Annotated in this window: 19 protein-coding genes; 16 read left to right on the top strand and 3 right to left on the bottom strand. The window is 68.4% G+C overall.

Going from position 1 to position 21,806, the window contains the following annotated elements; all coding sequences use genetic code 11:
• Window positions 1-34 precede the first annotated feature (34 nt).
• From LDL49_RS38340 to LDL49_RS38285, 12 genes are read left to right on the top strand one after another with little or no spacing between them, the layout of a single operon-like run.
• Window positions 35-1,360, top strand: a complete 1,326-nt coding sequence (locus tag LDL49_RS38340) for an NADH-quinone oxidoreductase subunit D (protein WP_225298920.1) — start codon at window positions 35-37, stop codon at window positions 1,358-1,360.
• Window positions 1,357-2,013, top strand: coding sequence for an NADH-quinone oxidoreductase subunit NuoE (gene nuoE / locus LDL49_RS38335; RefSeq protein WP_225298918.1), 657 nt, complete (start codon window positions 1,357-1,359; stop codon window positions 2,011-2,013). The genes LDL49_RS38340 and nuoE overlap by 4 nt, the downstream gene beginning before the upstream one ends.
• The gene (nuoF, locus tag LDL49_RS38330; protein WP_219529170.1) at window positions 2,010-3,299 is read left to right on the top strand and encodes an NADH-quinone oxidoreductase subunit NuoF; all 1,290 of its coding nucleotides are present in this window, start codon (window positions 2,010-2,012) and stop codon (window positions 3,297-3,299) included. Before nuoE ends, nuoF begins: the two co-directional genes overlap by 4 nt.
• A gap of 32 nt (window positions 3,300-3,331) precedes the next feature.
• Window positions 3,332-5,698, top strand: a complete 2,367-nt coding sequence (locus LDL49_RS38325) for an NADH-quinone oxidoreductase subunit G (RefSeq protein ID WP_372470524.1) — start codon at window positions 3,332-3,334, stop codon at window positions 5,696-5,698.
• Complete coding sequence (gene nuoH, locus LDL49_RS38320; protein WP_225298914.1) at window positions 5,695-7,050, top strand: NADH-quinone oxidoreductase subunit NuoH; 1,356 nt, start codon at window positions 5,695-5,697, stop codon at window positions 7,048-7,050. The genes LDL49_RS38325 and nuoH overlap by 4 nt, the downstream gene beginning before the upstream one ends.
• Window positions 7,037-7,552, top strand: a complete 516-nt coding sequence (gene nuoI, locus LDL49_RS38315) for an NADH-quinone oxidoreductase subunit NuoI (RefSeq protein ID WP_225298912.1) — start codon at window positions 7,037-7,039, stop codon at window positions 7,550-7,552. The genes nuoH and nuoI overlap by 14 nt, the downstream gene beginning before the upstream one ends.
• On the top strand, window positions 7,545-8,318 hold the full coding sequence (locus LDL49_RS38310) for an NADH-quinone oxidoreductase subunit J (protein WP_225298910.1): 774 nt from the start codon (window positions 7,545-7,547) through the stop codon (window positions 8,316-8,318). Before nuoI ends, LDL49_RS38310 begins: the two co-directional genes overlap by 8 nt.
• Complete coding sequence (gene nuoK / locus LDL49_RS38305; RefSeq protein ID WP_214640635.1) at window positions 8,315-8,611, top strand: NADH-quinone oxidoreductase subunit NuoK; 297 nt, start codon at window positions 8,315-8,317, stop codon at window positions 8,609-8,611. Before LDL49_RS38310 ends, nuoK begins: the two co-directional genes overlap by 4 nt.
• Before the next feature lie 51 nt (window positions 8,612-8,662).
• Window positions 8,663-10,534 (top strand): NADH-quinone oxidoreductase subunit L, encoded by a 1,872-nt coding sequence (nuoL, locus tag LDL49_RS38300; RefSeq protein WP_225299100.1) that lies wholly within the window; start codon window positions 8,663-8,665, stop codon window positions 10,532-10,534.
• On the top strand, window positions 10,534-12,093 hold the full coding sequence (locus tag LDL49_RS38295) for an NADH-quinone oxidoreductase subunit M (RefSeq protein ID WP_225298908.1): 1,560 nt from the start codon (window positions 10,534-10,536) through the stop codon (window positions 12,091-12,093). The genes nuoL and LDL49_RS38295 overlap by 1 nt, the downstream gene beginning before the upstream one ends.
• The gene (gene nuoN, locus LDL49_RS38290; protein WP_225298907.1) at window positions 12,090-13,676 is read left to right on the top strand and encodes an NADH-quinone oxidoreductase subunit NuoN; all 1,587 of its coding nucleotides are present in this window, start codon (window positions 12,090-12,092) and stop codon (window positions 13,674-13,676) included. The genes LDL49_RS38295 and nuoN overlap by 4 nt, the downstream gene beginning before the upstream one ends.
• A gap of 11 nt (window positions 13,677-13,687) precedes the next feature.
• Complete coding sequence (locus LDL49_RS38285) at window positions 13,688-14,680, top strand: polyprenyl synthetase family protein (protein ID WP_225298905.1); 993 nt, start codon at window positions 13,688-13,690, stop codon at window positions 14,678-14,680.
• On the opposite strand, the gene rarD is transcribed toward LDL49_RS38285, so the two are convergent.
• Complete coding sequence (gene rarD / locus LDL49_RS38280; protein WP_225298903.1) at window positions 14,648-15,574, bottom strand: EamA family transporter RarD; 927 nt, start codon at window positions 15,572-15,574, stop codon at window positions 14,648-14,650. The two genes, LDL49_RS38285 and rarD, sit on opposite strands and share 33 nt — an antisense overlap.
• A gap of 116 nt (window positions 15,575-15,690) precedes the next feature.
• Between rarD and msrA (LDL49_RS38275) the strand changes: the two genes are divergently transcribed.
• The gene (msrA, locus tag LDL49_RS38275) at window positions 15,691-16,335 is read left to right on the top strand and encodes a peptide-methionine (S)-S-oxide reductase MsrA (RefSeq protein ID WP_225298900.1); all 645 of its coding nucleotides are present in this window, start codon (window positions 15,691-15,693) and stop codon (window positions 16,333-16,335) included.
• A 197-nt stretch (window positions 16,336-16,532) separates the two neighbouring features.
• Here the strand turns inward: msrA (LDL49_RS38275) and msrA (LDL49_RS38270) are convergent, their stop codons facing one another.
• Entirely contained in the window at window positions 16,533-17,045 is a 513-nt protein-coding gene (msrA, locus tag LDL49_RS38270; protein ID WP_225298899.1) for a peptide-methionine (S)-S-oxide reductase MsrA, read from the bottom strand.
• A gap of 271 nt (window positions 17,046-17,316) precedes the next feature.
• Here msrA (LDL49_RS38270) and LDL49_RS38265 point away from each other — a divergent pair, with 271 nt between their 5' ends.
• The 3 genes from LDL49_RS38265 (at window position 17,317) to LDL49_RS38255 (ending at window position 20,398) form a co-directional block, all read left to right on the top strand.
• Entirely contained in the window at window positions 17,317-17,910 is a 594-nt protein-coding gene (locus LDL49_RS38265) for a DUF4291 domain-containing protein (RefSeq protein WP_225298897.1), read from the top strand.
• 296 nt (window positions 17,911-18,206) lie between these two features.
• Entirely contained in the window at window positions 18,207-19,319 is a 1,113-nt protein-coding gene (gene hemE, locus LDL49_RS38260; RefSeq protein WP_225298895.1) for a uroporphyrinogen decarboxylase, read from the top strand.
• 140 nt (window positions 19,320-19,459) lie between these two features.
• Window positions 19,460-20,398: a GNAT family N-acetyltransferase gene (locus LDL49_RS38255; RefSeq protein ID WP_225298894.1), complete on the top strand. Its 939-nt coding sequence runs from the start codon at window positions 19,460-19,462 to the stop codon at window positions 20,396-20,398.
• Between the two features lie 38 nt (window positions 20,399-20,436).
• On the opposite strand, the gene LDL49_RS38250 is transcribed toward LDL49_RS38255, so the two are convergent.
• On the bottom strand, window positions 20,437-21,717 hold the full coding sequence (locus tag LDL49_RS38250) for a serine hydrolase domain-containing protein (RefSeq protein ID WP_225298892.1): 1,281 nt from the start codon (window positions 21,715-21,717) through the stop codon (window positions 20,437-20,439).
• Window positions 21,718-21,806 lie beyond the last annotated feature (89 nt).

Here is a 21,806-nt window from a genome sequence, read left to right as displayed (position 1 = left end):
TCGAGCTCGTAGACGAACGAAGTGAGGTTCACTCGTGAGCACCGGATATGACGAGGCGACCGAGGGCAAGGTCTACTCGGTCACCGGCGCGGACTGGGACGAGGTCGTCAGCGGCGTCCGTGACTCCGACGACGAGCGGCTGGTCATCAACATGGGCCCGCAGCACCCGTCCACGCACGGCGTGCTGAGGCTGGTCCTGACCCTCGACGGTGAGACGGTCACCGAGGCGCGCAGCGTCATCGGCTACCTGCACACCGGCATCGAGAAGAACCTCGAATACCGCACGTGGACGCAGGGCACCACGTTCGTCACCCGCATGGACTACCTCTCGCCGATCTTCAACGAGACCGCCTACTGCCTGGGCGTCGAGAAGCTGCTCGGCATCGAGGACCGCGTCCCGGACCGGGCGCAGGCCATCCGCGTGATGATGATGGAGCTCAACCGGATCTCCTCGCACCTGGTGGCGATGGGCACGTTCGGCATGGAGCTCGGCGCGACCACGCCGTTCCTGTTCGGCTACCGCGACCGCGAGCTGATCATGGACCTGTTCGAGTACATCACCGGGCTGCGCATGAACCACGCCTACGTCCGCCCCGGCGGCGTCAGCGTGGACCTGCCCGCTGGTGCGGTCGACAAGATCGGCGAGTTCCTCAAGATCATGCCACAGCGGATCAAGGACATCCGCAAGCTGCTCGACGAGAACCCCGTCTACCTGCGCCGCACCAAGGACGTGGGCTACCTCGACCTGACCGGCTGCATGGCCCTGGGCATCACCGGGCCGATCCTCCGCTCGGCCGGACTGCCGTGGGACCTGCGCAAGTCGCAGCCCTACTGCGGCTACGAGACCTACGAGTTCGAGGTGGCGACCGAGCGCGGCTGCGACGTGTTCTCCCGCTACCTGGTCCGGATGCGGGAGATGGAGGAGTCGCTCAAGATCGTCGAGCAGGCTCTCGACCGCATCGCCGGGCCGCTCAAGGGCGACCCCGTGATGATCGAGGACAAGAAGATCGGCTGGCCCGCGCAGCTCGCGCTGGGCCCCGACGGCTTCGGCAACTCGCCCGACCACATCGCGCACATCATGGGCAGCTCCATGGAGGCCCTCATCCACCACTTCAAGCTGGTGACCGAGGGATTCCGGGTGCCGGCCGGGCAGGCGTACGCCTCGATCGAGTCGCCCAAGGGCGAGCTCGGCGCGCACGTGGTGAGCGACGGCGGCACCCGCCCCTACCGTGTCCACTTCCGCGAGCCGTCCTTCTGCAACCTGCAAGGCTTCCCCGCCATGGCGGAGGGCGGCCAGGTCGCGGACGTGATCGCCGCGGTGGCATCTATCGACCCCGTCATGGGAGGTGTGGACCGGTGACTTACTCACCGGAAGTCCGAGAGCGTCTCGAACGAGACGCCAAGGAGATCATCGGACGCTATCCGAAGACGCGGTCGGCACTGCTGCCGCTGCTCCACCTCGTGCAGTCCGAAGACGGTCACGTCTCCGACGACGGGCAGGAGTTCTGCGCGGAGATGCTGGGCCTCAGCAAGGCCGAGGTCGTCGGCGTCGCGACGTTCTACACCATGTACAAGCGCAAGCCGGCCGGTGACTACCACGTCGGCGTCTGCATCAACGCGCTCTGCGCCGTCATGGGCGGCGACCAGATCTGGGAAGAGCTGTCGGAGCACGCCGGCATCGGCCACGAGGAGACCACCGCCGACGGCAAGGTCTCGCTCGAACGCCTCGAGTGCAACGCGGCCTGCGACTTCGCCCCGGTCATGATGGTCAACTGGGAGTTCTTCGACAACCAGACGCCCGAGTCGGCCAAGCAGCTCGTCGACGACCTGCGCGACGGCAAGGACGTCCGGCCGACCAGGGGGCCGAAGAAGCTCTGCACCTTCAAGGAGGCCTCGCGGGTGCTCGCGGGCCTGCCCGACGACCTGGCGGGCGACGGCCCGTCGGCGGCGGGCCCCTCGCTGGAGGGCCTCAAGGTCGCCAAGGCCAACGGATGGAAGGCCCCAGAGGCATGAGCACGACTCTCACCCCGGTCCTGACCGCGAACTGGGACCAGGCCAACTCCTTCACCCTCGCCGGCTACGGCGAGTATGAGGCGGCCAAGAAGGCGCTGGGGATGGACCCCGACGCGGTCATCCAGGCCGTCAAGGACTCGGGGCTGCGCGGCCGCGGCGGCGCGGGCTTCCCGACCGGCATGAAGTGGGGCTTCATCCCCCAGGGCGACGGCAAGCCGCACTATCTCGTCGTCAACGCCGACGAGTCGGAGCCGGGCACCTGCAAGGACATCCCGCTGATGATGGCCAATCCGCACTCGCTGGTCGAGGGCGTCATCATCACCGCCTACGCGATCCGGGCCAACCACGCCTTCATCTACGTACGGGGCGAGGTGCTGCACGTCATCCGGCGGCTGCACGCGGCCGTGCGCGAGGCGTACGAGAAGGGCTATCTCGGCACCGACATCCTCGGCTCCGGCTACGACCTCGAACTCGTCGTGCACAGCGGCGCGGGGGCGTACATCTGTGGCGAGGAGACGGCGCTGCTCGACTCGCTCGAAGGCTTCAGAGGTCAACCGCGGCTCAAGCCCCCGTTCCCGGCCGTGGCGGGCCTGTATGCCTCGCCTACTGTCGTGAACAACGTGGAGTCTGTGGCCAGTGTTCCCTCAATCGTGACCAACGGGGCCGACTGGTTCGCCGGGATGGGCACCGAGAAGTCCAAGGGCTTCGGCATCTTCTCGCTGAGCGGCCACGTCACCCGGCCCGGCCAGTACGAGGCACCGCTCGGCATCACGCTGCGCGAGCTGCTCGACATGGCGGGCGGGATCCGCGAGGGCCACGAGATCAAGTTCTGGACCCCGGGCGGCTCGTCCACACCGATCTTCACCGACGAGCACCTGGACGTGCCGCTCGACTTCGAGTCGGTCGGCGCCAAGGGCTCCATGCTCGGCACCCGCGCCTTGCAGATCTTCGACGAGACGACCTGCGTGGTCCGTACGGTGCTGCGCTGGACGGAGTTCTACGCCCACGAGTCGTGCGGCAAGTGCACGCCGTGCCGCGAGGGCACCTACTGGCTCAAGCAGGTGCTCAAGCGCCTGGAGAAGGGCCAGGGCACCGAGGAGGACCTGTCCACGATCACCGACATCGCGGACAACATCCTGGGCCGCTCGTTCTGCGCGCTCGGTGACGGCGCGACGAGCCCGATCCACTCCTCGGTGAAGTACTTCCGCGACGAGTACCTCAAGCACTTCGAGGTCGGCGGCTGCCCGTTCGACGCGAAGAAGTCCACTCTCTGGGGTGACCAGTGACAACAACCCGTGTAGGGCCCGACGCCGTAGAGATCAAATTGGTGACCCTGAGCATCGACGGGTTCCAGGTCAGCGTCCCGAAGGGCACCCTGATCATCAGGGCGGCAGAGCTGCTGGGCATCCAGATCCCGCGCTTCTGCGACCACCCGCTGCTCGACCCGGCGGCCAACTGCCGCCAGTGCCTGGTCGACATCCCCGACGCCGGCAACGGGCGCGGCTTCCCCAAGCCGCAGCCGTCCTGCGCGATCGAGGTCGCCGAGGGCATGGTAGTGCAGACCCAGCTCACCTCGCCGGTCGCCGAGAAGGCGCAGCGCGGGGCGATGGAGCTGCTGCTCATGAACCACCCGCTGGACTGCCCGGTCTGCGACAAGGGCGGCGAGTGCCCCCTGCAGAACCAGGCGATGTCCAACGGCCAGGGCGAGTCCAGGTTCCAGGAGCAGAAGCGGACCTTCCCCAAGCCGCTGCCGTTGTCCTCGCAGGTCCTGCTCGACCGCGAGCGCTGCGTCCAGTGCGCCCGCTGCATCCGCTTCTCCGACCAGATCGCCGGTGACCCGTTCATCGACTTCTTCGAGCGCGGGGCCAAGGAGCAGGTGGGTGTCGCCGACGGCAAGCCGTTCGACTCCTACTTCTCTGGCAACACGGTGCAGATCTGCCCGGTCGGCGCGCTGACCGGCGCCGCCTACCGGTTCCGGGCCAGGCCGTTCGACCTGGTCTCCACGCCGAGCGCGTGCGAGCACTGCGCCTCCGGTTGCAGCCTGCGCACCGACCACCGGCGCGGCCGGGTCACCCGCCGCCTGGCGGGCAACGACCCGCAGGTCAACGAGGAGTGGAACTGCGACAAGGGCCGCTGGGCGTTCTCCTACGCCACGCAGCCCGACCGGCTCAAGACGCCGCTGGTACGCAACGAGGACGGCGTGCTCGAACCCGCCTCGTGGCCGGAGGCGCTCAGCGTCGCGGCCCGCGGCCTGGCCGCCGCCCGCGGCAGGGCCGGCGTGCTGGTGGGCGGCCGGGTCACGGTCGAGGACGCCTACGCCTACGCCAAGTTCGCCCGGCTCGCCCTCGGCAGCAACGACATCGATTTCCGCGCCAGGCCGCACTCCGCCGAGGAGGCGCAGTTCCTGGCCCACACCGTGGCCGGCAGGGGCATCGAGGTTTCCTACAGTGACCTCGAGAGCGCCCCTGCCGTGCTGCTCGTCGGGTTCGAGCCCGAGGACGAGTCGCCGATCGTCTTCCTGCGCCTGCGCAAGGCGTGGATGAAGAAGGGCCTCAAGGTCACGGCGATCGCCCCGTTCGCCACCAACGGCCTGGCCAAGATGGGCGGCACGCTCATCCGCACCGCGCCGGGCGCGGAGGCCGACGCGATCGGGGACCTGGTCGGCTCGCTCGCGGAGGGCACGATCGTGCTCGCCGGCGAGCGGCTCGCCACGGTTCCGGGTGCTCTGTCCGCCCTTGTACGCCTCAGCACGGCGTCCGGTGCCAAGCTCGCCTGGGTCCCGCGCCGGGCCGGAGAGCGGGGGGCCATCGAGGCGGGCGCGCTGCCGAACCTGCTGCCCATCGGCCGCCCGGTCGGCGACGAGAGCGCCAGGGCCGAGGTCGCCAGGGCGTGGAACGTCGGCTCGCTGCCCGACGCGCCGGGCCGCGACACCACGGGCATGCTCCTCGCGGCACTGGAGGGCAAGCTCGACGCGCTGGTCGTGGCCGGTGTCGACCCCTACGACCTGGCCGACCCGGCCGCGGCGCTGGCCGCGCTGGAGAACACCCCATTCATCGTCAGCCTGGAGATCCGCGCCAGCGCGGTCACCGACCGGGCCGACGTGGTCCTGCCGGTCGCCGCCGTGCAGGAGAAGGGCGGCACGTTCGTCAACTGGGAGGGCAGGGGCCGCTCGTTCGGCGCCCCGCTCAGGGTGCCCGGCCTGCAGAGCGACCTGGCCGTGATCACCAACCTGGCCGACCGGATGGACGTCCACCTGGGCCTGCCCGACGCCGCGGCCGCCCGCCGCGAGCTGACCGCGATCGGCGCCTGGCGCGGCACCCGCGTCGCCGCCCCCAGCACCGCCACCCGCTCGCAGCTCGCGCCGCGGACGGGCGAGGCGCTGCTGGCCAGCTGGCACCTGCTGCTCGACGACGGCCGCCTGCAGGACGGCGAGCCGTACCTCGCGGGCACCGCCCGCTCGGCCGAGGCGCTGGTCTCGGAGGCCACGGCGGCGGAGATCGGCGTCGTCGACGGCGACAAGCTGGTCGTCGGCGGTCAAGGACCCAACGCGGTCACGTTGCCGGTGCGCGTCGCCGACCTGCCGGACCGGGTCGTCTGGGTGCCGGCGAACTCCGGCGGCTGCTCGGTCACGCGCGATCTCGGCGCGGCGAGCGGCGACATCGTCACGATCGGGAGCGCCTCATGATCCCTGTTCTCCTGACTGATCCGACTCTTGCCGACTTCGGCAAGGATCCGCTCTGGATCACGATCATCAAGGCCGTGCTGCTGTTCGTCTTCCTGATGGTCTGCATCCTGTTCGGCGTCTGGTTCGAACGGAAGCTGATCTCCAGGATGCAGAACCGCATCGGCCCCAACCGGGCGGGCAAGTTCGGCCTGCTCCAGTCGGTGGCCGACGGCATCAAGATGGGCCTGAAGGAAGACCTCTTCCCGCGGACCGTCGACAAGCTGCTCTACCTGCTGGCCCCGGTCATCATGGTGATCCCGGCCTTCCTGGCCTTCTCGATCACCCCGTTCGGGCCGATGGTCAACCTGTTCGGCGTGCGGACGCCGCTGCAGCTGGTCGACCTGCCGGTGGCCGTGCTGTTCATGCTGGCCATGGGCGCCATCTCGGTCTACGGCGTGGTGCTGGCCGGCTGGTCGTCGCGCTCGCCGTACGCGCTGCTGGGCGGGCTCCGGTCGGCGGCGCAGGTGGTCTCGTACGAGATCGCGATGGGTCTGTCGTTCGTCGGCGTGTTCCTGTTCGCGGGGACGCTGTCGACGTCGGAGATCGTCAAGTCGCAGGCGACCGGCGGCGAGCTGTGGGGCATGTCGATGCCCTCCTGGTACGTCGTCCTGCTGCTGCCGTCGTTCCTGATCTACGTGTTCTGCGCCTTCGGTGAGGCCGCGCGTATCCCGTTCGACCTGCCCGAGGGTGAGGGCGAGCTGGTCGGCGGCTTCCAGACCGAGTACTCCTCGTCGCTGAAGTTCGCACTGATCATGATGGGCGAATACCTGCACACCTTCGTCGCCTCGGCGATGGCCATCACGCTGTTCCTCGGCGGGTGGCGGGCTCCGTTCCCGATCACGTGGTTCTGGGCCGGGGCGAACGAGGGCTGGTGGCCGCTGCTGTGGTTCTTCGTCAAGTTCGTGCTGGTCTTCTGCTTCGTGGTGTGGGTGCGGGCCTCGCTGCCGCGCGTCCGCTACGACCAGCTCATGTCGCTGGGGTGGAAGGTTCTCATCCCGGTCAACCTGGCGTGGATCATGTTGGTCGCCACGATCCGGACCGTCATGTACGTCAAGAACGGCGAAGCCGGCTTCCAGGGCAGCCTGGCACCCGTCATGGTGGTCGCGGTGATCGTCATCGTCGGCGCGCTCGGCATCTGGGCCCGGTTCGACACCGTGAACCAGCGCCGCAAGGAAGCGAGAAAGGCGGAGGTCGAGGCGGAGTTCGAGGAGCTGTCCAACGAGCCAACGGCCGGTGGCTTCCCTGTGCCGCCGCTCGACCTGCCGCACTACCACGGGGTGCAGCACAAGGAGATTCCCAGTGGGACTAACTGATTGGCTGAACCCCGTCAAGGGCTTCGGGGTCACCTTCCACACGATGTTCAAGAAGCCCGTCACGGTGAACTACCCGGAGGAGAAGAGGCCCACGGCGCCTCGCTTCCACGGGCGGCACCAGCTCAACCGCTGGCCTGACGGGCTGGAGAAGTGCGTCGGCTGCGAGCTGTGCGCCTGGGCGTGCCCGGCCGACGCCATCTACGTGGAGGGTGCTGACAACACCGACGCGGAGCGCTTCTCGCCGGGTGAGCGTTACGGCCGCACCTACCAGATCAACTATCTGCGGTGCATTCTCTGCGGTCTGTGCATCGAGGCGTGCCCGACCCGGGCCCTCACGATGACCAACGAGTACGAGCTGGCCGACAGCAGCCGCGAGGGCCTCATCTTCACCAAGGAGATGCTCCTCGCGCCCCTGACCCAGGGGATGGAGCAGCCTCCGCACCCCATGCGGCTCGGGGACACCGAAGAGGACTACTACCGGCTGGGACGGACCAATGGGTGAGACCATTACCTTCTGGGTGCTCGCCGTCGTATCCGTCGGTGCGGCACTCGGCATGGTGTTCAACCGGAAGGCCGTCTACTCGGCGCTGATGCTCGGCACCGTGATGCTCTGCCTCGCGGTCCTCTACGCCGTGCAGGACGCGCCCTTCCTGGCCGCGGTGCAGATCATCGTCTACACCGGCGCCGTCATGATGCTCTTCCTGTTCGTGCTCATGCTGGTCGGCGTCGACTCCTCAGACTCGCTGGTCGAGACGCTGAGGGGCCAGCGCTTCTGGGCCGCGATCGCCGCCGTCGGCTTCGCCGCGCTGGTCATCCTGGCCATCGGCAACGCCGTCTTCGCCAAGGAGGCGGGGCTGGCCTCGGCCATCGGGCAGGCCGGTTACATCCGCTCGCTGGCGCTGCTGCTCTTCACGAAGTACGTCTTCGCCTTCGAGATCACCTCGGCGCTGCTGATCACCGCCGCGCTGGGCGCGATGGTGCTGGCACACCGCGAGCGGCTGACCGTACGGCCTTCGCAGAAGGACCTGGCCCGCGCCCGGTTCCTCGGCGAGCGCCCGTCGCCGCTGCCCGGACCCGGCACCTACGCCAGGAGCAACGCCATCGACATGCCGGCGCTGCTGCCCGACGGCTCGGTCGCGGAGAGCTCGGTCAACCGCTACATCGCGCGGTTCGACGTCGAGCAGGATCATCTGCCCGCGGACCCGAAGCTCGCCGAGGCCATCAAGCACAGGGCCGCCGTCGAGTCGGCTGAGGAGGAGTCCAAGTGACCACTCATTACCTCGTCCTGTCGGGCCTGCTGTTCGCCATCGGCGCGATGGGCGTGCTGATCCGGCGCAACGCGATCGTGGTGTTCATGTGCGTCGAGCTCATGCTCAACGCCTGCAACCTCGCGTTCGTCGCCTTCGCCAGGCAGAACGGCAACCTCGAGGGCCAGATCATCGCGTTCTTCGTGATGGTGGTGGCCGCGGCCGAGGTCGTGGTCGGCCTGGCCATCATCGTGACGATCTTCCGAACCCGCAGGTCAGCGTCGGTGGACGACGCCAACCTGCTGAAGTACTAGAGGTGACTGGTGGAATCTCCTGCTGAGATCGTCCAGCACACCGCCGGCGGCATGATCGGGGCCTCTTGGCTGATGATCGCCTTCCCGTTGCTGGGTGCGGCGATCCTGCTGATCCTCGGACGCATGACGAACCGGTGGGGCCATCTGCTGGGCGTGGCCATGTCCCTCGCCTCGTTCGTCGTGGCGGTGCTGACCTTCCTTGAGATCATCGGCCTACCGGCTGAACAGCGCCGTCAGGCCGTACATCTGTATGAGTTCATTCCTGGCATGGTCGACATGGGGTTGCTGATCGACCCGCTGTCGATCAGCTTCGCGCTGCTGATCACGGGTGTCGGATCGCTGATCCACATCTACTCGATCGGCTACATGTCGCACGACCCCGAGCGGCGCCGGTTCTTCTCCTACCTGAACCTCTTCGTCGCCGCGATGCTCCTGCTGGTGCTGGCCGACAACTACGTGGGGCTGTTCATCGGCTGGGAGGGCGTGGGCCTGGCCTCGTACCTGCTCATCGGGTTCTGGCAGTTCAAGCCCTCGGCGGCGGTCGCGGCCAAGAAGGCGTTCATCGTCAACCGCGTCGGTGACTTCGGGCTGCTGGTCGGCATGTTCATCATTCTGGCCACGTTCCACACGCTGACCTTCAGCGAGCTGGGCAAGCAGATCGCCGAGCACCCGCCGTCCGGCGGCGCGGTCACCGCGATCGGCCTGCTGCTGCTCCTCGGCGCGTGCGGCAAGTCGGCGCAGCTGCCGCTGCAGTCCTGGCTGCTCGACGCGATGGAGGGCCCGACTCCGGTCTCGGCCCTGATCCACGCGGCGACCATGGTCACCGCCGGCGTCTATCTGGTGGTCCGCTCCGGTGCGTTCTTCTTCCCGCCGGACTCCACCCAGGCGATCGCCGTCTCGGTCGTCGGCGCGGCCACGCTGCTGGCCGGTGCCATCATCGGTTGCGCGAAGGACGACATCAAGAAGGGCCTGGCCGGCTCGACGATGTCGCAGATCGGCTACATGATGCTCGGCGCGGGCCTCGGCCCGGCGGGCTACGCCTTCGCGATCGGGCACCTGATCACGCACGGCTTCTTCAAGGCCGACCTGTTCCTCGGCGCCGGTTCGGTCATGCACGGCATGAACGACGAAGTGAACATGCGGAAGTACGGTGGGCTGCGCAAGCACATGCCGATCACCTTCGCGACGTTCTTCATCGGCTACCTGGCGATCATCGGGTTCCCGCTGCTGTCCGGATATTTCACGAAGGACGGCATCATCGAGACCGCCGTTCACCACCAGCCGATCCTCGGCTGGCTGGCCGTGCTCGGCGCGGGCATCACCGGCTTCTACATGTCGCGGATGGTCTTCATGACCTTCTTCGGCGAGAAGCGCTGGGAGAAGGACGCGCACCCGCACGAGTCGCCCGCCGTCATGACCTGGCCGCTGATGATCCTGTCGATCGGCGCGCTCTTCCTGGGCGGCTACCTGATCCTGAGCAACAGGCTCTACTTCTTCCTCTCGCCCGCCGTGGGCACCGCGGAAGCGACGCCGGAGTTCGACTTCGCCAGCACTGCCGGTCTGGTCACGCTGGCACTGGTCGCAGTCGGGGCGGGCTTCGCGTGGGTCAGGTACGGCAGGGCCGAGGTGCCCGCCGTGGCGCCGCGCGGCTCCTTCCTCACCACGTTCGCCCGTCGTGACCTCTACGGCGACGCGCTCAACGAGTCCCTGTTCATGCGCCCCGGCCAGTGGCTGACCCGCTTCGCGGTGTACTTCGACAACCGCGGCATCGACGGGCTGGTCAACGGCCTGGCGGCGGGCATCGGCGGGACCTCGGGGCGTCTCAGGCGGATCCAGACGGGCTTCGCCAGATCCTACGCGCTGTCCATCCTGTTCGGTGCTGCCCTCCTGGCAGGCGCCCTGCTCCTCGTTGGGAACATCTGATGTCACCCTGGCTCCCGATACTCATGGCGGTGCCCGTCCTGGGCGCCATCGTGGTGGCCCTGCTTCCCAAGGGCAGTGACAAGCTGGCCAAACAGGCCACGCTGCTGGTGTCCCTGGTCGTGCTGGTGCTGACGCTCGTGATGGCGGTCCAGTTCAAGACGGGCGGCCCCAGGTTCCAGTTCCAGGCGGTCTACGACTGGATCCCGAGCTTCGGCGTGAAGTTCGGGGTCGGCGTCGACGGCATCGCGCTCGTGCTGATCGCGCTGTCGGCGGTGCTGGTGCCGATCGTGGTGCTCGCCTCCTGGCACGACGCCGACGGCACGCAGAGCGCCGACGGCACGCTGATCACCCCGAAGCGGTCGGTCAAGACGTACTTCTCGCTGCTGCTGGTGCTGGAAGCGATGATGATCGGCGTCTTCGCGTCGACCGACATCTTCCTGTTCTACGTCTTCTTCGAAGCCATGCTGATCCCGATGTACTTCATGATCGGGTCGTACGGTGGCGCGCAGCGGTCGTACGCGGCCGTCAAGTTCCTGCTGTACTCGCTGTTCGGCGGCCTGCTCATGCTGGTCGCGGTCATCGCGCTGTACGTGGTCGCGGGCAAGGGCACGTTCATGTTCCCCGAGCTCGTCGGCGTCATCCAGGACCCCGCGACGCAGAAGTGGCTGTTCGCCGGCTTCTTCATCGCCTTCGCGATCAAGGCGCCGCTCTGGCCGGTGCACACCTGGCTGCCCGACGCGGCCGCGCAGGCTCCGGCCGGCGCCGCCGTGCTGCTCGTGGGCGTGCTCGACAAGGTCGGTACGTTCGGCATGCTCCGCTTCTGCCTGGAGCTGTTCCCCGACGCGGCCAAGGCGTTCACGATGCCGATCGTGGTCCTCGCGGTCATCAGCATCATCTACGGCGCGATCGTGGCCATCGGGCAGACCGACATGAAGCGGCTCATCGCCTACACGTCGATCTCGCACTTCGGCTTCATCGTGATGGGCGTGTTCGCCATGTCGCAGGTGTCGCAGTCCGGCGCCGCGCTCTACATGGTCAACCACGGCTTCGCGACCGGCGCGCTGTTCCTGGCCGCCGGGTTCCTCATCGCCCGGCGCGGTTCGCCGCACATCGCCGACTACGGAGGCGTCCAGAAGGTCACCCCGCTGCTCGCGGGCTTCTTCCTGATCGCCGGTCTGGCCGGGCTCTCGCTGCCGGGGCTGTCGTCGTTCGTCAGCGAGTTCATGGTGATGATCGGCACCTACACCAGCTCCGCCTTCGGCTCCGGCGCGCTGGCGGTCGCGGCGATCGTCTCCGCACTGGCCGTGATCCTGGCCGCCGTCTACATCCTGTGGATGGTGCAGCGGACGCTCAACGGGCCGACCGCCGAGCCGGTGAAGGCCTTCAAGGACCTGAACGTGCGCGAGATCGTCGTCCTCGCGCCGCTCATCGCGCTGATCATCGGCTTCGGCTTCTTCCCCAAGCCGCTGCTCGACGTGATCAACCCCACGGTCACCCAGACGCTGGTCAACGTGAAAGTGGACAACCCGGCTATCGCTGAGAAGGGGGCCGGCCAGTGAACGACGCTGTCGTGGCGCCGACCATCGAATACGGCACGCTGGCGCCGATGCTGCTGGTCTTCGGCGCGGCCGTCGTCGGTGTGCTCGTAGAGGCGTTCGCGCCGCGCTACATGCGCAAGTCGATCCACGTACCGCTCACCCTGCTGTCGCTGGCCGGGGCGTTCGCGCTGGTCATCGTGCAGGTGGTCAAGGGCGCCGTGCCGACGGCGCCGGTCGCCATGGGCGCGGTCGCGGTCGACGGACCCTCGCTGTTCATCTGGGGCGTCATCCTCGTCCTGTCGTTCGTCTGCGTGCTGATGATCAACGACGAGGGCCACTTCGTCGCCTCGGCGGCGGCCGTGCCCGGCAGCGCCGACGAGGAGGAGGCCGAGGCCGCCGGTGGCTCGCACACCGAGGTCTACCCGCTGGTCCTGTTCGCGGTGGGCGGCATGCTGCTCTTCCCCGCCTCGCACGACCTGCTGACCATGTTCGTCGGCCTTGAGGTCATGTCGCTGCCGCTGTACCTGCTGTGCGGCCTGGCCCGCCGGCGCCGCCTGCTGTCGCAGGAGGCGTCGATGAAGTACTTCCTGCTCGGCGCGTTCTCCTCGGCCTTCTTCCTGTACGGCACGGCCATGATCTACGGCTTCGCCGGGACGGTGTCCTTCACCGGCATCAACAAGGCCCTGTCCACCGGCTCGCTGCTCGACCCGATCCTGCTGCTCGGGCTCTCGCTGCTCGGCGTCGGCCTGCTGTTCAAGATCGGCGCGGCGCCGTTCCAGGCGTGGAAGCCGGACGTCTACCAGGGCGCTCCGACGCCCATCACCGCGCTCATGGCCTCCGGCACGCTGGTCGCGGCCGTGGGCGCCCTGCTGCGGGTGTTCTGGGTGGCGCTGGGCAACCTGGACTGGGACTGGCGGCCGGTCATGTGGGCCGTCGCGGCCCTGACGATGGTGGTCGGCGCGATCCTGGCGATCACGCAGACCGACATCAAGCGGATGCTGGCCTACTCCTCGATCGCGCACGCGGGCTTCCTGCTGATCGGCGTCATGGCCACGTTCGACAAGAGCGCGCAGAACGCCAAGTCGCTGTCGGCGATCATGTTCTACCTGCTCGTCTACAGCATCACCACGGTCGGTGCCTTCGCGGTCGTCACCATGGTCCGCGACCCCGGCGGCGAGGCGGGTCACCTGTCGCGCTGGGCCGGGCTGGGCAAGCGCTCGCCGATCCTGGCGGGCATCTTCGCCTTCTTCCTGCTGGCCTTCGCCGGCATCCCGCTGACCAGCGGCTTCTTCGGCAAGTACGCCGTCTTCGCCGCCGCGCTGGCCAGCGGGTCGGAGGCCGGTGACTCGCTCGGGGGCTGGATGACCGGGCTGGTCGTGCTGGGCGTCGTCGCCTCCGCGATCGCCGCGTTCTTCTACGTGCGCGTCATCGTCCTGATGTTCTTCAGCGACCCGGCGGCCGACGGTCCCTCGATCGCGGTGCCCAGTATGGGGACCGTGGCCGTCATCGCCATCTCGTTGCTGATTACGGTAGGAGTCGGGCTCTTCCCGCAGCCCATGCTCGACCTCGCCAACCAGGCTGCATCCGGCCTGTTCATCAGATAAGGGGATCCTGTATGTCCGCGCCTCCCGTGGTTGACCTTCCCATTGAGGACGAACGGTTGGCGCAGGACGTGGCCAACGGACTGGCCGCAGTCGAGAAGCTGCTGCGCTCGTCGGTGGAGAGCGAGGACGCCTTCGTCACGGAGGCGTCCAAGCACCTCATCGAGGCCGGGGGCAAGCGCTTCCGTACGCTGATGGTGCTGCTGGCGGCCCAGTTCGGGGATCCGTCGGCGCCGGGTGTCGTGCCCGGCGCCGTGGTCATCGAGCTGACCCATCTCGGGTCGCTCTACCACGACGACGTCATGGACGAGGCTCCGGTACGCCGGGGCTCGCCGTCGGCCAACGCCCGGTGGGACAACACCGTGGCCATCCTGACCGGCGACTACCTGTTCGCCCAGGCGTCCGACCTCCTGGCCGACCTCGGGCCGGAGCTCATCCGCGTACAGGCCCAGACCTTCTCCCGCCTCGTCCAGGGCCAGATCCGCGAGACCGTCGGGCCGCGTGGCGACGAGGACCCGGTGGCGCACTACATCAGTGTTCTGGCGGACAAGACCGGCTCCCTGATCGCGGCCTCCGGCCGGTTCGGGGCGCTGCTGTCCGGGGCGCCTTCCGACGTCGAGGAGCGGCTCAGCCGGGCGTGCGAGGCCATCGGAGTGGCCTGGCAGCTGGGGGACGACCTGCTCGACGTGGCGTCCACCTCGACGGAGTCGGGCAAGACGCCGGGGACGGATCTGCGGGAGGGCATCCGTACGCTGCCGGTCCTCTACGCCCTGGCCTCCTCCGACGCTTCCTCGCGGTTGACGGAGTTGCTGTCGGGCCCGGTGGCCGAGGCGGACCTGGAGGAGGCGCTGACGCTGCTGCGGGCGCACCCGGCCATGGGACAGGCGCGGGCCGAGCTGGATGCCTGGGTCGACCGGGCTCGTACCGACATTTCCAACCTCCCAGACATCCCCGCCAAGAACGCATTTTTGGCGCTATGTGACTACGTTGTCGAGCGTTCTGGGTGATTTCCTGATCGCGGCCCGGGTAGCGCGGGCCGTACGGATGCTGTCGTACGTGAAGATCGCCAGCGCCAGCCACACGATCGAGAACCCGATCCAGCGGCTGGCCGGCATCGTCTCCTTCGCGACCAGCACCCCGCACAGGAACTGCAGGACCGGCGCGATGTACTGGAGCAGGCCGATCGTGCTGAGCGGCACCCGGATGGCGGCGGCGGTGAAGCACAGCAGCGGCACCGCCGTGATCACTCCCGCCCCGGCCAGGAGCGCCGCATGGCCGAGCCCCTCGGTTCCGAACGTGGACTGCCCGGTCTGACCGAGATAGAGGATGTAGGCCAGCGCGGGGGCGAGCAGCACCAGGGTCTCGACGGTGAGGCTCTCGGCCGCGCCCACGTTCGCCTGCTTCTTGACCAGCCCGTACAGGCCGAAGCTGACGGCCAGCGCCAGCGCGATCCACGGCGGCCGGCCGTAGTCGATGGTCAGCACCAACACGGCGAGCGTCCCGAACCCGACCGCCGCCCACTGAAGCGGCCTGAGCCGCTCCTTGAGCAGCACGACGCCGAACAACACGCTGATCAGCGGATTGATGAAGTACCCCAGGGCGCTCTCGACCACCTGACCGGCGTTGACGGCATAGATGTACACGCCCCAGTTGACGGTGACGATCACGGCGGCCAGCGCCAGCAGCGCGAGCTTCCTAGGCTCCTTGAGCAGCCCGCTGATCCAGGACCAGTGGCGCCGCACGGCCAGCACCACCAGCACCGCGACCAGCGACCAGGCCATGCGGTGCGCGAGAATCTCAACGGCTCCTGACGGCTTGAGCAGCGGCCAGTACAGGGGGAACAATCCCCACATCGTGTAGGCGGCAGCCCCGAACAGCACACCGCGCCTCAGGTCAGGCATGTTCTCCAGTTTCGGGCATTACCACCTTTAAACACAAATGCGTATTGCTGTATGGAAATATGTAGTCCTCCTAAACGGTTGAGCGCCTTGTAGCGGGGCTCTCAGGAGGTGGCACGATGGGTTGGCTCTTCGGCGGCAACAAGACATCGATGGTCAGCCCCGCGGACGCTCTGACGGGGCGGTCCGCGGAGATGCCGGTCCCGGCGCGACACGCGGTCCTGGACGCGCCCCTGACCCCGCCGTACCCTTCGGGCACGGAGATCGCCGACTTCGGCATGGGCTGCTTCTGGGGCGCCGAGCGCGTCTTCTGGCAGACCGCCGGGGTCGTCACGACCGCGGTCGGATACCAGGGCGGCTACACGGCCAACCCGACGTACGAGGAGGTCTGCACCGGCCTCACCGGTCACACGGAGGCGGTCCGGGTGGTGTACGACCCGTCGAAGATGTCGTACGGGGAACTGCTGCGCGTCTTCTGGGAGGCCCACGACCCGACGCAGGGCATGCGCCAGGGCAACGACACCGGCACCCAGTACCGCTCGGCGATCTACTGGCACTCCCCGGAGCAGCAGGAGGCGGCGGAGGCGTCGCGGGAGGCGTACCAGAAGGTCCGCCGCACGGACCATGGTGCTCGCCGGCGGCGACCATGCCGAGCGCGGCGTGGCCGCGCTGGCCGATCTCGGCTTCGCCCCGATCGCCCTGTCCCGGCACCCACGATGACCTCAGAGTGGCACGGGGTTGAGGAACGAGCAGGCAGCCGTTGACGCTGAGAAGGATCATATTCCTGAGCTGAACGGCACGGGCGTGGCCTGCCCGGTCGCTGACGTCCGGCCAGGCGTAGGCGTGCGGCGATAGCGAGGAACGGTCAGGCGGCGCGGATGCGCCGGATCCGCGACGGGCGCCGCCGTCCCGCATCCATGACCGCAGCCCACCTGCCGCCCTCCGCCGAGCCGCCTCGCGGTCAGCCCTCCGTGCGGGCGGGCAGTCGCCATCCCGGACGCGGGAAGTGGCAGGTGTAGCCGTTCGGGTAATGCTGCAGGTAGTCCTGGTGCTCGGGCTCGGCCTCCCAGAAGGGGCCGACCGGCTCCACCTCGGTGACGACCTTGCCCGGCCAGAGCCCGGAGGCGTCCACGTCCGCGATCGTGTCCTCGGCGATCCGCTTCTGCTCGTCGTCCACGTAGTAGATCGCCGAACGGTAGCTGAGACCGATGTCGTTGCCCTGGCGGTTCTTGGTGCTCGGGTCGTGGATCTGGAAGAAGAACTCCAGGATCGTGCGGTAATCGGTCGTCTCGGGATCGAAAAAGATCTCGATGGCCTCCGCGTGCGTTCCGTGGTTACGGTACGTCGCGTTCGGCACGTCACCCCCGGTGTATCCGACCCGGGTCGCCGTCACACCCGGAAGGCGGCGGATCAGCTCCTCCATCCCCCAGAAGCATCCGCCCGCCAGCACGGCCCTCTGCGTCTGCGTAGCCATCACGGCCCCTCCAAGATCTCTCGCCTCGGTCGCTCGGGCTGCTCGGCTCGCACACCACCGGCATCCCATGCCCGCTCTCCTCAACGCGCGAGGGTTGCAGGCGATTCCGTGCCCGCCCGGCTGCAAGCCACGGGCAAGGAGCCGGCGGGGTGGGTACCGAAAAAGCCGCACCGGCGATCCGCGCGGTGCTGTGGCCGACGCTCTCCGTCACGGTGAACGGCCAGCCGAAATTCGCTGGCCGCCTGAGCCGACCGCCCCCACGCTGTACACCATGGAACAACCGCAACGCGGGATCCGTGCCGCCTATTCGGACTCAACGATCACCGTCTACCAGGCGTACGACTCGGAAATCGGCCTGCCCGCCGTCCGCGACGGCCGTTTCCCCGCCGCGTGGAAGCGGGACAGGATGACGTGGATCAAGCCGTCGTTCCTGTGGATGATGTACCGGTGCGGCCGGGGCGCCAAGGCGGGGCAGGAGACCGTGCTCGCCGTCGAGATCAACCGTGACGGCTTCGACTGGGCGCTGCGGCACGCGTGTCTGTCGAGCTACGTGCGCGGCGTACACCCCGACCGCGCAACCTGGCAGCGTCAGTTGAAGCGCGCCCCCGCCCGCGTGCAGTGGGACCCCGAGCGCGACCTGCGTTCGCGGCCTCTGCCCTACCGATCCCTGCAACTCGGCCTCTCCGGTGAGGCCGTACGACGCTACGCCGACGAATGGACGGTCGCCATCCGCGACATGACCCCGCTCGCCCACGAGATACACGCCCTCGTCAGCGGCGGTGACCTGGACTCCGCCGCCCGCCTGCTGCCCCGGGAACGCCCATATCCTGCTGCAGTCGAGCTTCTTGCTCACCTACGGGAATGACGGAGAGGTGCCCCACCGGCGGTACCAGGGTCTTCTGTCCGGTCGGTCTGACGTCCGGCGACGTGTAGGCACATGTAGCGGCCTGTCCTTGCGCAGAGCGAGGACCGGCATTTTGCTACTCCGCGTACCCAACCGTGGTGATCTGGCCTATGCCGCAGGAGTCGGGCGGGCGGGGTGGGCGTTGCGGGGTTGGGATAGGGTTCGTCGCTAGGCTGGCGCCGCGTGAAGTCGGGCGTACGGGACGAGCCGGTCGCGCCGTAGCGGGCTGAACAGGATGGAACAGCGTGGGAACCGGTGTGGAGGACGAGCTCGTCGTCAAGCAGGAGGCCGGCGGTGTTCGATCCGAGAAGCTTCTCTTGCGTGCCCTTGCCGGCGAGCGGACGGAGCGGCCGCCGGTCTGGCTGATGCGGCAGGCGGGCCGTTACCTGCCGGAGTATCACCGGGTCCGCGAGGCCGCCGGCGGGATGGTGGGGCTGTGCAACTCGCCTGAGCATGCGGTGGAGGTCACGCTGCAGCCGATTCGGCGCTTCGGGCTGGATGCGGCCATTGTGTTCGCGGATCTTCCGCAGGTGGCTGCCGCGTTGGGTCAGACCCTGGAGTATCGGGCCGGTGATGGGCCGGTACTGGCGCCGCCGGTGCGTTCATCAGCGGATGTAGCGGAGTTCTTGAGCGCGTCGCGTCTTCACGAGAAGCTCGCACCCGTGTACGAGACCGTGCGGCAGCTCACCGGTGCCCTGCCTCCCGAGATCGCGCTGATCGGTTATGCCGGTGCGCCCTGGACGATCGCCGCATACATGGTCGAGGGCCGAGGAGGAGCCGCGTCGGAGCACGCGGTCGTCAAGCAGTGGGCGTTGAGCGACCCTGACGGGTTCCAGCCCTTGATCGATCTGCTCACCGGTGCGGTCATCGAGTTCCTCGATCGTCAGATCCAGGCCGGCGCTGAGGCGGTCCAGTTGTTCGAGAGCTGGGCTGGGATACTTCCGGACGTCCTCTTCCAGCGCTGGTGCGTCGAGCCGGTCGCCGCGATCGTGGCGGCGCTGAAGGCGAAGCATCCCGGGGTCCCGGTCATCGCCTTCCCCCGGGGGGCGGGCTTGTCCTACGCCGGTTTCGCCGAGGCCACCGGGGTCGACTGTGTAGGCCTGGACGCGACGGTGCCGCTGGGGTGGGCGGCGCAGAAGATCCAGCGTGAGCTGGGCCGCTGCGTGCAGGGCAACCTCGACCCGCAACTCCTTGTCACCGGAGGCCCGGCGTTGCACGCTGAGGCCGATCGCATCCTTCACGCGCTGGGCGCAGGCCCGTTCGTCTTCAACCTCGGGCACGGCATCGTCAAGACCACTCCTCCCGAGCATGTCGCGGCGCTGGTCGAGCACGTACGTTCCTCCGCCGATCGCGAACCGTCCACGCGTTGACGGTCGGCATCCAGCTGGATCGACTCGCCGCCTTTGACCACGACCCGCTCGTGGCAGGCGATGACTGCGGCAGGCGTGGTCACCGACGGGGGCCCGCGCCAGCCCACGGGTGGGGACGAAAGGTTCGTTAACCTCTTCGGGTGATCTCTTACCGTCCGATCGTCCCCGCGGAGCTCGACCAGGTGACCGCGTGGGTCGTGACCGAGCCCGTCGGCTGGATCCCCGCCGACCGTTATCTCACAGAACTGGCCGAGAACATGTACCGGCCGGAGTGGACCTGGATCGCCGAGGTCGGCGACCGGGTCGTGGGGCGGGCGCTGTGGTGGGGGCCGAGGGACAGCGCGTACCCGGTCGCGCTCGACTGCCTCGACGTGGACCCCGAAGTGGGTGAGCGCACCGCCGTCGCCGCCGAACTGATCAAGGCCGGGCTGGCGGTGTTCCCATGGCCAGTGCAGTACGCGATCAAGGCGGGCGGCGGCTGGCGTGACGATCCGGCCACCTCGGCGGCCGTGGAATGGCGGCGGGCGGCAGCACACGCGGCCGGCCTCACCCGGGAGGTGGAGCGGCTGCAGTTCGAGTGGGCGCCGGCCGACGGGGTGCCCACGGCGTCCGGGGCGCTGCGGTTCGCCGAGGCGTCCGATGAGGAGTTCCTGGCGGTGTTCGCGAGAATCGCCGAGGGCAGCCTGGACTTCCAGACCCGGACGAGCGTGGCGGCCAAGGGCGTGGACGCGACCGCGCGCGAAGAGATGGACTTCTATCTCGGAGCGCCGGGCAAGCGGGAGTGGTGGCGGATCGCCTATACGGTCGAGGGCGAGGTGGCCGGTATGGCGATCCCCTCGGCGACGCCGTACAGCGTGAACGTGGGGTATCTCGGGGTGGTCCCGGAGTCCCGGGGGCGCGGATACGTGGACGAGATACTCGCTGAGATCACCCGCATGCACGCGGCCAACGGAGAGGCCCGCATCACCGCCACCACCGACGTGGGCAACGCGCCGATGGCGGCCGCGTTCCGGCGCGCCGGATACCGCAACACGGAGATCCGGATCAATCTCTCCCTTAAGGACTTGTCGCCGGCATAACGAGGCGTCGATGGAGTGCTGCCTTCGCCAGTTCCCGACTAGTCGACGCCGGTGGGGAGCGAGAGGCCGGCGTAGACCTGGTTGAGGACGGTGGGCAACAAGGCTTGGGCCGTGGTCCGGCCGCCGGGCGACAACGTCAGGTTCGTCCAGATCACCAGCGTGACTTCGTGATCCGTGTCCTGGCCGATGAAGGAATTGAAGCCCGGCAGCTCACCGCCGTGGTAGTACATCGAGGCCTTCGGACCGAAGCGCTGGTAGGCGATGCCGTACCCGTATTCCTTCCCGCCGGGCGGCGCGGCCGGATCCTCGGCTCGCGGGCTGCGAAGCCACTGCCGCTGGAACGCCGGGTTGAGGACCTTTCCCGTCACCAGGGCCTGGATCCAGGTGGCCAGGTCGTCCGCGGTGGAGATGACGCCTCCGCCGGCGCTGGCGTAGGAGGGGTTCTGATGGGTGTAGTCCACCGGCCGGAGCTTCCCGGACCGGGCCGCCGCCCGCATGTCGGCGGGATAGGGCCGGTCGACCATCGCGTAGGCCGTACCGCCGTACATGTAGCCGTGCGAATAGGGCCGGGGGAGGGACGAGTCGTCGGCGGCGGGGAGCGAGCTTCCCGCCAGTGCGAGCGGGGCGAACAGCCGGTCCCGGAACTGCTGGGCCAGCGGGTGGCCGCCCGCTTTCTCGGCGACGAGGCCGAGCAGCACGTAGTTGGTGTTGCTGTACTCGAAGGACGTGCCGGGTGCGAAGGTCGGCGGGCGCCGGAACGCGATGTCCAGCATGGCCTGCGGCGTCTGGGCCTTGCCCGGGTCGGCGTCCATGGTCGCCGCCAGTTCGGGGGCGTTGGTGTAGTTGTAGAGCCCGCTGCGCATCTTCAGCAGCTCGGCGATGGTGATGTGCTCGCCGTTGGGCACCCCGGGAACGTAGGCGGACACCGGGTCGCTGAGCCGGAGTTCGCCGTCCTGGGCCAGGAGGAGGATCAGCGCCGACGTCATGGTCTTGGTGTTGGAGGCGATCCGGAAGTGGTCGCGCGTGGTGGGCGGTCTGGCGGTGCCCAGCTCGGTCGTGCCGACGGCCGCCCGGAAGGTTCCCTGTGGGGTGCGGAGCAGGACCAGCGCGCCGGGAACCATGAGCTTCTTCGCCGCACCTTCGACGGCGGACTGGAACATGGCCGGATCGATCGGCTTCAGCGCCGACGGTGTGGAGGCGGAGGCGGTTGCCGTAGGCGTGGGCGTGGGCCACGCGTTGGTGAAAGCCGTGAAACTCGCCTCTGTGGGAAAGGCGCAGCCAGCGATCAGCAGGGCGGCGATCGGTGCCAGCAGAGCCATGTGGCGGGCGGTACGCGATGCCCCGCTATGACATGCACGATTGGGCGCGCTGTCGGCAGCTTGAGAATTGCCCATGCCGGATCACAGCC

The organism is Nonomuraea aurantiaca (assembly GCF_020215705.1).
Classification (GTDB): Bacteria; Actinomycetota; Actinomycetes; order Streptosporangiales; family Streptosporangiaceae; genus Nonomuraea; species Nonomuraea aurantiaca.
Note: the sequence above shows the minus strand (reverse complement) of the source record. Positions and strands in the feature narration are given on the sequence as shown.